Source organism: Capnocytophaga sp. ARDL2, from assembly GCF_041530365.1.
Classification (GTDB): Bacteria; Bacteroidota; Bacteroidia; order Flavobacteriales; family Flavobacteriaceae; genus Flavobacterium.
Map to the genome: position 1 here is coordinate 1,236,519 of NZ_CP168034.1, position 13,443 is coordinate 1,249,961.

General features: G+C 30.8%; 14 protein-coding genes and 2 pseudogenes. 1 reads left to right on the forward strand and 15 read right to left on the reverse strand.

Translation table 11 applies throughout. From position 1 onward, the window contains the following. The 12 genes from AB4865_RS06170 to AB4865_RS06225 form a co-directional block, all read right to left on the reverse strand. Entirely contained in the window at nt 1-795 is a 795-nt protein-coding gene (locus AB4865_RS06170) for a hypothetical protein (RefSeq protein ID WP_372474851.1), read from the reverse strand. Between the two features lie 88 nt (nt 796-883). Continuing rightward, complete coding sequence (locus AB4865_RS06175; protein WP_372474852.1) at nt 884-1,267, reverse strand: hypothetical protein; 384 nt, start codon at nt 1,265-1,267, stop codon at nt 884-886. Nucleotides 1,268-1,279: 12 nt separating this feature from the next. Next, on the reverse strand, nt 1,280-2,479 hold the full coding sequence (locus AB4865_RS06180) for an RHS repeat domain-containing protein (RefSeq protein ID WP_372474853.1): 1,200 nt from the start codon (nt 2,477-2,479) through the stop codon (nt 1,280-1,282). Between the two features lie 31 nt (nt 2,480-2,510). Continuing rightward, nucleotides 2,511-3,011 (reverse strand): hypothetical protein, encoded by a 501-nt coding sequence (locus tag AB4865_RS06185; protein WP_372474854.1) that lies wholly within the window; start codon nt 3,009-3,011, stop codon nt 2,511-2,513. A 6-nt stretch (nt 3,012-3,017) separates the two neighbouring features. Further along, nucleotides 3,018-3,986, reverse strand: a complete 969-nt coding sequence (locus AB4865_RS06190; RefSeq protein WP_372474889.1) for an RHS repeat-associated core domain-containing protein — start codon at nt 3,984-3,986, stop codon at nt 3,018-3,020. Between the two features lie 42 nt (nt 3,987-4,028). After that, the gene (locus AB4865_RS06195; protein ID WP_372474855.1) at nt 4,029-4,709 is read right to left on the reverse strand and encodes a hypothetical protein; all 681 of its coding nucleotides are present in this window, start codon (nt 4,707-4,709) and stop codon (nt 4,029-4,031) included. A 77-nt stretch (nt 4,710-4,786) separates the two neighbouring features. After that, entirely contained in the window at nt 4,787-5,899 is a 1,113-nt protein-coding gene (locus AB4865_RS06200) for an RHS repeat domain-containing protein (protein WP_372474856.1), read from the reverse strand. After that, nucleotides 5,896-6,402 carry a hypothetical protein gene (locus tag AB4865_RS06205; protein WP_372474857.1) on the reverse strand — a complete coding sequence of 169 codons (507 nt, stop codon included), beginning with the start codon at nt 6,400-6,402 and terminating at the stop codon, nt 5,896-5,898. The genes AB4865_RS06200 and AB4865_RS06205 overlap by 4 nt, the downstream gene beginning before the upstream one ends. A 6-nt stretch (nt 6,403-6,408) precedes the next feature. After that, a complete protein-coding gene (locus AB4865_RS06210) occupies nt 6,409-7,638 on the reverse strand; it encodes an RHS repeat domain-containing protein (protein WP_372474858.1) in 1,230 nt (409 codons plus the stop codon). Beyond that, nucleotides 7,635-8,024 carry a hypothetical protein gene (locus AB4865_RS06215; protein WP_372474850.1) on the reverse strand — a complete coding sequence of 130 codons (390 nt, stop codon included), beginning with the start codon at nt 8,022-8,024 and terminating at the stop codon, nt 7,635-7,637. The genes AB4865_RS06210 and AB4865_RS06215 overlap by 4 nt, the downstream gene beginning before the upstream one ends. 2 nt (nt 8,025-8,026) lie before the next feature. Continuing rightward, nucleotides 8,027-9,250, reverse strand: a complete 1,224-nt coding sequence (locus AB4865_RS06220) for an RHS repeat domain-containing protein (RefSeq protein WP_372474859.1) — start codon at nt 9,248-9,250, stop codon at nt 8,027-8,029. 50 nt (nt 9,251-9,300) lie between these two features. Continuing rightward, on the reverse strand, nt 9,301-9,933 hold the full coding sequence (locus tag AB4865_RS06225; protein ID WP_372474860.1) for a hypothetical protein: 633 nt from the start codon (nt 9,931-9,933) through the stop codon (nt 9,301-9,303). A gap of 88 nt (nt 9,934-10,021) precedes the next feature. Here AB4865_RS06225 and AB4865_RS06230 point away from each other — a divergent pair, with 88 nt between their 5' ends. After that, on the forward strand, nt 10,022-10,900 hold the full coding sequence (locus tag AB4865_RS06230; RefSeq protein WP_372472445.1) for an IS982 family transposase: 879 nt from the start codon (nt 10,022-10,024) through the stop codon (nt 10,898-10,900). Between the two features lie 20 nt (nt 10,901-10,920). Here AB4865_RS06230 and AB4865_RS06235 read toward each other — a convergent pair. The 3 genes and pseudogenes from AB4865_RS06235 to AB4865_RS06245 all read right to left on the reverse strand — a co-directional run. Next, a pseudogene (locus AB4865_RS06235) lies at nt 10,921-11,880 on the reverse strand (RHS repeat domain-containing protein); the annotation flags it as partial. Nucleotides 11,881-11,916: 36 nt separating this feature from the next. Continuing rightward, complete coding sequence (locus AB4865_RS06240) at nt 11,917-12,597, reverse strand: hypothetical protein (RefSeq protein ID WP_372474855.1); 681 nt, start codon at nt 12,595-12,597, stop codon at nt 11,917-11,919. Continuing rightward, a pseudogene (locus AB4865_RS06245) lies at nt 12,581-13,414 on the reverse strand (RHS repeat-associated core domain-containing protein); the annotation flags it as partial. The pseudogene AB4865_RS06245 and the gene AB4865_RS06240, both read right to left, overlap by 17 nt. Nucleotides 13,415-13,443: the final 29 nt, after the last annotated feature.

Here is a 13,443-nt window from a genome sequence, read left to right on the forward strand (position 1 = left end):
TTAATACACCCAAGTTTTAGATTCAGTTATCATTCCTCCTACATTTATTCCTTTAAACCAAGGGTGTACATCTTTTATTTGAAAAGATGGGTAATGTCCTGATTGTGAACCAGCATTATAAATATAAGCTCTTCTGTTTTGTTCTGTAGGAATACCATAATTTTCAAATCCATTACCTTGAGTACCTCCTCTTTCGTAAGATAAAAATCCAACATTTATACTCCACGAATTACCACTTCCAGAAAAATCATTTACTGAAAAAGTTTGGTTATTTGTTGGTGAAATTACTCCCGAATTTATTCCCAATCCACCTCCTAATCCTGCATAACCACTAAATGTGAAATAGAATGAACTTTCTCCAAAATTATCTCTTACGACACCAAAAGCTAATCCTATCCCTCCACCCGCAGCACCTCCAAGTGAGAATTCTGTAAATTCACCTCCTCGTTTTTCAGGGTTCATAACCATTGAACCTCCTTTGGTTGTATGATTGTTTGTTAAGTCTAATAGTTTTCCATTTTTGTAAACTTTATTGCCTTTGAATTCATAATGATAGGCTTTCTGATTCGTTCTAATATGTGTGCCTATTAAATCGAAATTTTCTCCCATGTATTCTTTACCTGGTAAAAAGGTATCAACTTCTTTTTGAGATGTAATTGTTGCATCATAGGTATAAGTATCCGTACCGTTGTCATTGGTAGATTTAATCCACCCATCCCCAAAATACGAAAAATTAAAAGCAGCTCCCGTCATCAATAAATTTCTTCCGTAGCTATCCGTTGGAAAGGCTTGCATTCCGTCGGGGTCGATAAAGAAAACGGGATTGTTGTAGGTGTAATTGTATGGTGTCCATCGGTAATAAATATTTATATAGGCTTATTTTTTATTTTATGTAATATAATCCTTGAAGGTTTTCTGACATATAAACATCATTAATTCCGACATCATATTCTTTACAAATATTGATATTTTTTACTATGATACAATCTATATTTATATGATTTTCTAAAACAATTATTTTTCCATTATCATTTATTTTGATATTAAAAATAGATTCTTTCAATAATTTATATTTTCTCCCTTTTTTTATTTTTTTTCCTTTTTTTCTTGAGGAGTTTGTTTCAAAAGATATAAATTTATACAACCTATTTTCTTTTTTTGCGTAAATAATATTAATTTCTCCTGTTCTTTTTATTTCACATATTTCATAGAAATCTTTATTACATGTTTGAAACAGTAAAAAAAAGCTAATAAAAAATGCTATCATAGTATAATTATTTTAAAATTCAAATTTATAAAAATGGAAAAGTTTATCCCCATTATTTCCAGTGTAAAAATTTATCCTTTGAGGAAAACCATCTTTAATATCAGTTGGCTCAATTCTTAAATTACCTCCGGGAGATATTGCAGAATTATGGGCTCTATAATAAACAGAATTTGGATTGTTTGCATCTCCCATAGTTGCAGGACCAACACTATTTTTTTCATTTAAAACAATCTTACCTGCTAAATACGACTCTGTAACTTCGTGAAGAATTGACCTCCCTTTAGAAAAGTCATTTGCCATATCTAGTTTGTTCAAAAAGCCCGGATTTATTTCTTGATTTGTACTAACTTTTCCATTTGATTCATATTTAGCACCCATAAAATTACCTGTTCTAAATGACATATTATTACTATTATAAATATCATCACTTGCGTCTATATTGACAGTAATATTCTTATCATTTATTGCGTTAAATAAGTCGTTTGCTCCTTGAGATAAATCATTTTCACTAATCCTACTAACTCCTAATTTCCCATTTGAATCAATAGATAATATTAATTCATTTGATACAGTATTTTGTAAACTATCAAACGCCTCTTGAGTCATATTCCCTGTAATAATCACATCTTCTTTTATCATTCCTGTTGGGTCTTTAAACATTATGGGATTGTTTCCACAATATTGATATGGTTCAAGCGTTTGTGCTACCAACGGATCTACATTCAACCACCTACCAATCGCTGCGTCATAATTTCTCGCATGAAAATCATACAAATTCAAGCCTAACTCGTCGTTCCATTCTTTGTCACCGAATTTGTATTTCTCGGCGGCGATGTTTTTATTTATATTGGTGATTTCATTATATCCTTGGTGTTTTAAACCAAATGGATAGTAATTACTCTCCTCAAGTATCTCTGAATTTGGTTCTATTATGCCATTGTTATTTACATCGGCATAGCTTAGGCGAACATTATCTAAATGGTCTTTGTACTGATATACATACAAATAACCGCCGTTGTGTGGTTTTACATAGCCCTCAGGGTGAGCGAAAAATTGTAATACGCCGTTTTCGTATTGGAATTCTCCGAAATAATCGGTGGTTACAACTGCTCCTTGGTGGGGTTGTATGCGTTTTTGTATTCTTTTGCCTGTGGCGTTGTAAAGGTAATAAATTTTTCCTTGTGGCAACTGTATCTCTACAGGTTGGTTCAAATGATTGTACTTGAATAACTATACAGGTTTATTAATTTTTAATTAAAGGATAATAAACTTCTATAATTTCTATTTTTAAAAATGGATATGTTTTTTTAAACATTAAATCTAAATTTTCATTGTATAATGAATTAATAATTATTATTTCATTATTTTTAGATTTAATTTCATAATAATAATAATTTTCAAAAGCAAAATTTCTATTAACTATATTAGATATTCTAGCTCCAGACATAAAAACACTAATATTAATAATATCAGATATATTAATTACAATAACACTATTATTCCTTGATGATTTTATTATTATTTTTTCATTTTCAAAAATTAAAATTTCACCTCTTATATTCTTATAGTAATTATAATGAATGTATATTGTTGGAAAGGTAAATAATCCTAGCAATAATAATGACACAATAGACATATATTTTATGCTATAAGTAAAATAAAACAAAAATATAAACAATATCATATATATAATTAGAAATGATAGTTTTCTTAATTGTGATTTTATTGTGATTTTATTTTCCATATTTTATTAGTGATATTTAGATATATTAGCATTAATTTGATTAATAAATTGATTAAAACCTGATTTTAAATCTCTTGAAATAATATCATAAGCCTGTTCCATTGTATTAAATCCTGCTCCCATTATTAATCCAGTTGCAGCCCCCGCAGCAGTACCTATACCTGGAGTTGTTGCAGTGCCAATTGCAGAACCTACTTTTACTGATGCTATAGTACCAATTAATACACCACTCGAGCGATAAACAGTTCTTCCAATACCTATGTTATTATTAGAATAATCTACGAATGGTTTTGTTACACCAAAAGCTGTATTAACTTTACTAATTTGTCCTCCGTATTTAAGTAATGAAGTCGAATTATTACCTAAAATTTGCATAAGTTCAGAAGAGTTGTTTAGTTCAGAAATCACATTCTTTGTTTCGTTAAAAATCTCAGTAAATTGAGTCTGTTGATTAACCATTGGTGATATAGTCGTGCCTCCTTTAGTCGTAAAACTAAAATTCATTTGTTGCCCATATTGATTAGTTACTGTACCGTCTGAATTTAAAGAAAAATTATATCTACCATCTGCAACATTATTTGTTGTACTAAATACATTTCCAGACTCCATATATTTATCATATCCTAAATCTTTATAATTATCAGCCGTTATATTTTCATTAAATTCCCATGTATTATCTTTTTTTCCCCACCCATCCCCAAAATACGAAAACTCAAATGAAGCCCCCGTCATTGACAAATTTCTTCCGTAACTATCCGTTGGAAAGGCTTGCATTCCGTCGGGGTCGATAAAGAAAACGGGATTGTTGTAGGTGTAATTGTATGGTGTCCATCGTTTGGAGTTTTCCGCCAACGGATCTACATTTAGCCACCTACCAATCGCTGCATCATAATTCCTTGCATGAAAGTCATACAAATTCAGTCCTAATTCATCGTTCCATTCTTTGCCTCCGAATTTGTATTTTTCAGCGGCGATGCTTCGGTTGGCGTTTGCTACTTCGTTGTAGTCTTGGTGTTATTAGTTACATTTCAATTTAGGAGGTTCGTATGTATTATATGCTTTATTACTTCTCACTATTTTAAATTTTCGTTTGTTTTTACAAAAATAGTACTTATCTCCTACTATTCGATTATCAAACTCTACTAAATGAAGCTCTTTATAATCTTTAGGTAACAATCCCAAATGTTTTTTTATCACAGTAGAATCTAATACCCCATAACTATTAATTGCTTCTACTATTTCTCTTGACAGTGGTGTAATAGAATCTTGCCATAAAAATAATTTTCTTTTCTCTATAACATATCTATTAGGAAGGTTGCCTTTTGGTACTTTTCCAATTGAATCATCGGGATATATTGTAATGAAATTAGATTTACTCGGATATGAAGCAATTATTTTATACGAAATAGTATCGTACTCATGTTCTATCCCTATTTTATAATTTCTTGGAGAAATTCCTATCACAAAATGATCGGTATTTTCTTCATATATATTAACTTCAAATACATCAAACTCTTTATTATTTCGTTCTTCTAAAAAAACTTTAGGAGTTTTATATTTTTTAGCATAATTTTTAATGATCATTTCAATGATTTCGTCTCGATCAAAATTTCTTTTTTTAGTTGATTTTGTTACTATGCAGCTTACAAATAATACACTACTCAAAAGTGTAAAAATAAAATTAATATTCTTTTTCATACCCTCCAGATACTATATAATATTTAATATTTGTATTTATAGATTTATTTTTAAGGTCTCTTTCTGATGCTACATGATCATAAAAAGGATGCGTGTGAAAATGAGCTTTTAAGTCTTTTTCCAAAAGTTATTTTTAACCATTCCTCAGGTGTTTGTGAATAATCTCTAGTATTATTTTTATATTTGTAAGTAATTACTTCATAAACATTTGGATTGCTAGTTTCATTACCAAGCCTTATACCTGCTATTTCTGTTTTTATGTAATCTGTAAATCTAGAAATAAATCTATTAAAATCTTCTATACTTGGCGTTCCTGGCAGATTTACAATAAAAGAATTATCTATCGTTTTAAGGTTTAACCCGTTTCTTAAAATACCTTTAGGAATATTATCGATAATCACCTTTTCATTGTTATCATCTTTTTTTTCTATCAATCTGTCAAAGTTGTCATCCGTTTTATTTACAAGTGTTATTCTTCCAGACTCTCTATCTAATTGATAGTCATTCTCAACTCCTTCTCCTTTAAATTGTTCTTCTCCAAAATAAGAAAAGTTGAAAGCTGCCCCTGTCATTAACAAGTTTCTACCGTAACTATCGGCAGGGAAAGCCACCATCCCTGTAGGATCTACAAAATTTATCGGATTATTATTCAAAAACGATTGTGGCGATAATCTATAAAACTCCTCTGCCATTGGGTCGTAAGTGGTTGTTCGCCCTATCGCTGCATCATAATTCCTTGCATGAAAATCGTACAAATTCAATCCTAACTCGTCGTTCCATTCTTTGCCTCCAAATTTGTATTTTTCTGCGGCAATGCTTTTATTTACATTGGTGATTTCATTATATCCTTGGTGTTTTAAACCGAATGGGTAGTAATTACTCTCCTCAAGAATTTCACTTGCTGGTTCAATAACTCCATTGTCATTTACATCGGCGTAACTCAAACGGATATTACCCAAATGGTCTTTGTACTGATAGACATACAAAAATGCTCCGTTATGTGGTTTTACATAGCCTTCTGGCTGTGCGAAAAACTGCAATATGCCGTTTTCGTATTGAAACTCTCCGAAATAATCGGTGATTACAACTGCTCCTTGGTTGGGTTGTATGCGTTTTTGTATTCTTTTGCCTGTGGCGTCGTAAAGATAATAAATTTTTCCTTGTGTGGTAAACATCTTTAATCCAATCACTTTTTAAACTTATCCAACTCAAGTAAATCAAAATACAACTGCCATTTCTTATCCATTTCTTTTTGTAAAGAATCTATATTTTTTATTTTTCCAACAAGAAACCAAAAATTATCTGAATAAGACGCTTTGAAAACATAAATTGTGTCATTTTTTTGATTGTTTATGGTATCATTCCAAACAGTATCCGAAGGTAATAAATATTTTAATTGTTTGCCATTTTTTTGAAAATACTCCATTTTTCTTGAACCTTGTTGAAATTTAAATTTTGTTTCAAGTATTCCACTTTCTGATACTATATACAGTCTATTTCCCTTGTTATCATATTTTTCAGGCTGTCCATTTTCTTTATCAAATAAAATAATTACAGCTCCTTCATAATCATTTGGCAAGATAAACACTTCATTTTCTGCTGTAGTAAACATTTGCCAAAAAATATACATTATTCCCCAAAACATTAATATTCCAAGTATGATATAACCAATTGCTTTTAAAATATTTTTCATAGTGTTTTAAGGATTTGGATTTTTATTTAAAAACTGTTTGTTATAATCTTGAATATTAATCCAGTTTTCTCCTTGCTGAACACTAATAAAGTTACCTGTGTTAGTATCTGTTTTAACATTCAAATTGACATCCATAATATGTTCTGTTGCAGGACCAAATAAGTCTGTTGGGACTTTATCTTGCCCAGAAGCTCTTACATCCACCCCAATAAACAATTTTTGCCCACTTGGATCCTCAATAAACGCTTCTGTATTAGGAAAATTGTCACCAGCAACTTGAGCATTAATATTTAATATATCTCCATTTTGAGTTAATTTTATTTTTGCATCTACATCAATTTCAGGAGTTGGTCCACTTGCTAATGGATTTTTTCCATTATATCCTGTTTCAAATGAAATAGAATTATTACCACTTCTTACTTTTCCTATGTATCCATCTGGTACATCAGTTGCAACCCCTTGTGTAGGGTGATGTGAAGGGTCTGAATAAGTTCCATTCCTTCCCCTTCCCGAATAAGTAACAGTACCCGCTTGCGGATCTGCTACAACTCTGTGATGAATACGAGATGAAGCGTTTCGATCTAAACTAAAGCCTCTATTATCTCCTGAATATCCTTTACCGTTCCAAGTAGGTGGTAACCCCCAATATCCTCCGCCAAAAGAAGCAGAAGGATGAAATGAACGTATAATTATTGGATATGGCCATAATCCATCTGGATCAAAGAAATTTATAGGACTGTTGAAATTAAAATTGTATGGAGAGTAATGTTTTCCTCTTTCCGCCAAAGGATCTACATTCAACCATCGCCCTATCGCTGCATCATAATTCCTTGCATGAAAATCATACAAATTCAAGCCTAACTCGTCGTTCCATTCTTTGTCACCGAATTTGTATTTCTCGGCAGCTAAACTACGGTTGGCGTTTACTACTTCGTTGTAGCCTTGGTGTTTTAAACCAAAAGGATAATAGTTGTTCTCTTCAAGAATCTCTGAATTTGGTTCTATTATGCCATTGTTATTTACATCGGCATAACTCAAACGGATATTTCCTAAATGGTCTTTATACTGATATACATACAAATAACCGCTATCGTGTGGTTTTACATATCCTTCTGGATGAGCGAAAAATTGTAATACGCCGTTTTCGTATTGGAATTCTCCGAAATAATCGGTGGTTGTTACTGCTCCTTGGTTGGGTTGTATGCGTTTTTGTATTCTTTTGCCTGTGGCTATCACTTGTTCATCTTCCTTTCTTTCTCTTCTTCTATTGCTTTTCTATAAAAAGGAGCTATTTCGATTAAAATTTTTTCGTCATTACGAAAAACTTGAATTATGGAATCACCTTTTACTTTGCTGATAGAATCGCCAACCTCCATCTTCCCCCAAAAATATGGATGAATTCCTCTATTTGTACCGTCTGAAAATTCAACCATCGAACTATTATGATTTACTTTATCTGCATATTTTTTTATGATTATTCCGTTATAACTATCTTCAATTTCTACTTGATAACTTTTGTCCAAGTAGTATAAAAGATCCTTCTTATAAACTTCAAAGTACAGTAATATTAATACTCCTATAAAGAAAACAACCATAAACCATTCATTTCCTCCTCTTCTCATAATTAATACACCCAAGTTTTAGATTCAGTTATCATTCCTCCTACATTTATTCCTTTAAACCAAGGGTGTACATCTTTTATTTGAAAAGATGGGTAATGTCCTGATTGTGAACCAGCATTATAAATATAAGCTCTTCTGTTTTGTTCTGTAGGAATACCATAATTTTCAAATCCATTACCTTGAGTACCTCCTCTTTCGTAAGATAAAAATCCAACATTTATACTCCACGAATTACCACTTCCAGAAAAATCATTTACTGAAAAAGTTTGGTTATTTGTTGGTGAAATTACTCCCGAATTTATTCCCAATCCACCTCCTAATCCTGCATAACCACTAAATGTGAAATAGAATGAACTTTCTCCAAAATTATCTCTTACGACACCAAAAGCTAATCCTATCCCTCCACCCGCAGCACCTCCAAGTGAGAATTTTGTAAATTCACCTCCTCGTTTTTCAGGGTTCATAACCATTGAACCTCCTTTGGTTGTATGATTGTTTGTTAAGTCTAATAGTTTTCCATTTTTGTAAACTTTATTGCCTTTGAATTCATAATGATAGGCTTTCTGATTCGTTCTAATATGTGTGCCTATTAAATCGAAATTTTCTCCCATGTATTCTTTACCTGGTAAAAAGGTATCAACTTCTTTTTGAGATGTAATTGTTGCATCATAGGTATAAGTATCCGTACCGTTGTCATTGGTAGATTTAATCCACCCATCCCCAAAATACGAAAACTCAAATGAAGCCCCCGTCATTGACAAATTTCTTCCGTAGCTATCAGCAGGAAAAGCCACCATCCCTGTAGGATCTACAAAATTTATCGGATTATTATTCAAAAACGATTGTGGCGATAAGCTATAAAACTCCTCTGCCATAGGGTCATAAGTATTCGTTCGCCCAATCGCCGCGTCGTAATTCCTTGCGTGAAAATCGTACAAATTCAAGCCTAATTCGTCGTTCCATTCTTTGCCTCCGAATTTGTATTTTTCAGCGGCGATGCTTCGGTTGGCGTTTGCTACTTCATTATACCCTTGGTGCTTTAATCCGAAAGGGTAATAATTGTTCTCTTCAAGTATCTCAGAGTGTGGTTCTATAACTCTGTTATCATTCACATCGGCATAGCTCAAACGAACATTGTCCAAATGGTCTTTATACTGATATACATACAAATAACCGCTATTGTGTGGTTTTACATATCCTTCTGGGTGAGCGAAAAACTGCAACACGCCGTTTTCGTATTGGAATTCATTTTGGTAATCTGTAACGATTGCAGAGTCTAATTTAGAGAATCAACCGATAAATCTATTTCTTCTGTTTTCAAATTGAACAAGATAAACAAAATATCCAAATTACTTTCTTCATTTTGAATAATTTCTTTCAATGTGATAAAAATGTACTTATTATTGTCAGATATTTTATCGTTTTTAATTATTTCTTCAATTTCATTAAATGCAAAATTTTTCCCTTTGAAATAACAATCTAAAGCTATTTTATAAAATTGTTCTTCTATTTCCAATTTTTCATTTTCGTATTTATTATAAATATTTTGTAAAACGACTGTTTCTTTATTTGAATCTTCTTTGATTTCAATAAGACCTTTCAATAAATCAACAGAGATAGAATTAGTATCTTCTAATGTATCAAATACCAATAAAGCCTCTTTATAGCTTTCCAATCTACATAAAAATTTTACTTTTTCTATTTTATAAAAATCATCTTTTGTATTTTTTATCAATTCATTTAAAAAATACAATACAGAATCTTGCTTTTTTTTTGAAAAAGTGTCTAAACTCCATTTTTCATAACTATCACTATACTTATTTTCTATTTCAAGTATTTTTTTGTTTTCAGTACTACTACAATTATGCATGAAAACAATGAGACTGATGTAAACAATTATTTTTTTCATTAACCTGTTGTGCATTATGAAATAAAATAAAAAAAGTTGTTCATTTAACTGAAATTCAGTATATTTAGTTCGCTAAAACAAATAAAAAATGAACAACTTAGAGCAAATATACGAAAGAATTTTAGAAGTTTTAGAAGATTTTTTTCCTCATCAACTTTTACCTTATCAAAGGAGAAAGCCAAAAATGAGTGATTTAGAATTGGTGAGTTTAAATTTAACAGCAGAATATTTAAGTATTGATAGTGAATTACAACTCTTTAGAAAAATACCTAATTCTTTGAAAAACAAAATAGAAAGAAGTGTTTATAACAAAAGAAAACGAAATCTTTTTTATTATATAAATCAGATTAGGGAAAAACTTGCAATGTGTTTTAATAGAGAGGAGAGTTATTTTGTAATTGATAGTATGCCTTTGAAAATATGTGAAAATGCTAGAGCAATGAGAAGTAAAATTTGTAGAGACGAAAGTTTTTCATATCCTGATTATGGTTTTTGTGCTAGTCAGAAGTTACATTATTTTGGATATAAATTACACATAATCTGTTCAATAGAAGGTATTGTACAAAGTTTAGATATGACTCCAGCATCTGTTCACGATGTTCATTATTTAAAAGATGTTAGTTCTCAAATTCAAAATTGCGTTTTGATTGGTGATAGAGGTTATATATCGTCACAATATCAATTAGATTTGTTTAACACTGCTACTATTCAGTTAGATACACCTAAAAGAATAAATCAAAAAGATTACAAACCTCAATTTTATTTATTCAAAAAGAAGAGAAAAAGAATCGAAACTCTATTTTCTCAACTTTGTGATCAATTTATGATTAAAAGGAATTATGCTAAATCATTCAACGGTTTTAAAACACGAATTATCAGTAAAATAACTGCTTTAACCTTAATTCAATACATTAACAAATTTGTATTAAAAAAGGAAATAAATAAAATTAAAGCAAGTATAATTTAAAATGCACAACGGGTTTTTCATTAGTAAAATCTTATATTATTTCCAGTTGTAAAAAATCCTCTTTTTGCACTTAATTGTAAATTAAAATTAACTGTTGAATTAACTCCTAAGATAAATCTTGGATTTTCTGTAAAATTATTTGTCATTGTTTTTAATCTATTAATTCCTACAGTCATCATTGTTTGACCTGATGCATGTGAATTATAATTTGATAACATTGGATAAGTAAGGTCTGAAAATGAATTACTAACAAGGGTATTTCGATAACCAATAGGAGATAGTCCTCTTATACTTATATTTCCTCCAATATTTTTTAGGTTTACCCCAGGTGCGTTTGTTTCAGAAGACATTCTAACATTTATATTCAGACCTGAAACTTTCGATTGACCATCTACTAAAATGGGAATTCCTTTTAGATTATTTACACTATCTATGTTAAGATTAAAACTAATATGAGCTGTGTTTTTAATAACAACAGGTGCAAAAGTACCTCTTCTACCATTTTCACCTCTTCCAAAGGCTACAGCATCGAAAGTTGTCCATTTTATTGTTGTATCTTCAGGTAATTTTAAATTTTCTTTAACATCATTTAATGTTGCTCCAATATTTTTCCAAGATTCACCTTTTTTATCTGTAAATTCAGAATCTTTACGATCAAACCATACTATATCATCCCCATTTTTATACCAATCATCCCCAAAATTAAAAAACTCAAATGAAGCCCCAGTCATCGATAAATCTCTTCCATAACTATCTGTTGGAAAGGCTTGCATTCCATCTGGGTCGATAAAGAAAACTGGATTGTTGTAGGCGTAATTATACGGTGTCCATCGCTTGGAGTTTTCCGCCAACGGATCTACATTCAACCATCGCCCTATCGCTGCATCATAATTCCTTGCATGAAAATCGTACAAATTCAATCCTAACTCGTCGTTCCATTCTTTGCCTCCGAATTTGTATTTTTCAGCGGCGATGCTTCGGTTGGCGTTTGCTACTTCGTTGTAGTCTTGGTGTTATTAGTTACATTTCAATTTAGGAGGTTCGTATGTATTATATGCTTTATTACTTCTCACTATTTTAAATTTTCGTTTGTTTTTACAAAAATAGTACTTATCTCCTACTATTCGATTATCAAACTCTACTAAATGAAGCTCTTTATAATCTTTAGGTAACAATCCCAAATGTTTTTTTATCACAGTAGAATCTAATACCCCATAACTATTAATTGCTTCTACTATTTCTCTTGACAGTGGTGTAATAGAATCTTGCCATAAAAATAATTTTCTTTTCTCTATAACATATCTATTAGGAAGGTTGCCTTTTGGTACTTTTCCAATTGAATCATCGGGATATATTGTAATGAAATTAGATTTACTCGGATATGAAGCAATTATTTTATACGAAATAGTATCGTACTCATGTTCTATCCCTATTTTATAATTTCTTGGAGAAATTCCTATCACAAAATGATCGGTATTTTCTTCATATATATTAACTTCAAATACATCAAACTCTTTATTATTTCGTTCTTCTAAAAAAACTTTAGGAGTTTTATATTTTTTAGCATAATTTTTAATGATCATTTCAATGATTTCGTCTCGATCAAAATTTCTTTTTTTAGTTGATTTTGTTACTATGCAGCTTACAAATAATACACTACTCAAAAGTGTAAAAATAAAATTAATATTCTTTTTCATACCCTCCAGATACTATATAATATTTAATATTTGTATTTATAGATTTATTTTTAAGGTCTCTTTCTGATGCTACATGATCATAAAAAGGATGCGTGTGAAAATGAGCTTTAAGTCTTTTTCCAAAAGTTATTTTTAACCATTCCTCAGGTGTTTGTGAATAATCTCTAGTATTATTTTTATATTTGTAAGTAATTACTTCATAAACATTTGGATTGCTAGTTTCATTACCAAGCCTTATACCTGCTATTTCTGTTTTTATGTAATCTGTAAATCTAGAAATAAATCTATTAAAATCTTCTATACTTGGCGTTCCTGGCAGATTTACAATAAAAGAATTATCTATCGTTTTAAGGTTTAACCCGTTTCTTAAAATACCTTTAGGAATATTATCGATAATCACCTTTTCATTGTTATCATCTTTTTTTTCTATCAATCTGTCAAAGTTGTCATCCGTTTTATTTACAAGTGTTATTCTTCCAGACTCTCTATCTAATTGATAGTCATTCTCAACTCCTTCACCTTTAAACTGTTCGTTTCCAAAATTAAAAAACTCAAAAGCCGCCCCAGTCATCAATAAATTTCTTCCGTAGCTATCAGCAGGGAAAGCCACCATCCCTGTAGGATCTACAAAATTTATCGGATTATTATTCAAAAACGATTGTGGCGATAAGCTATAAAACTCCTCTGCCATAGGGTCATAAGTAGTCGTTCGCCCAATCGCCGCATCGTAATTCCTTGCATGAAAGTCATACAAATTCAGTCCTAATTCATCGTTCCATTCTTTGCCTCCGAATTTGTATTTTTCGGCAGCTAAACTACGGTTGGCGTTTACTACTTCGTTGTAGC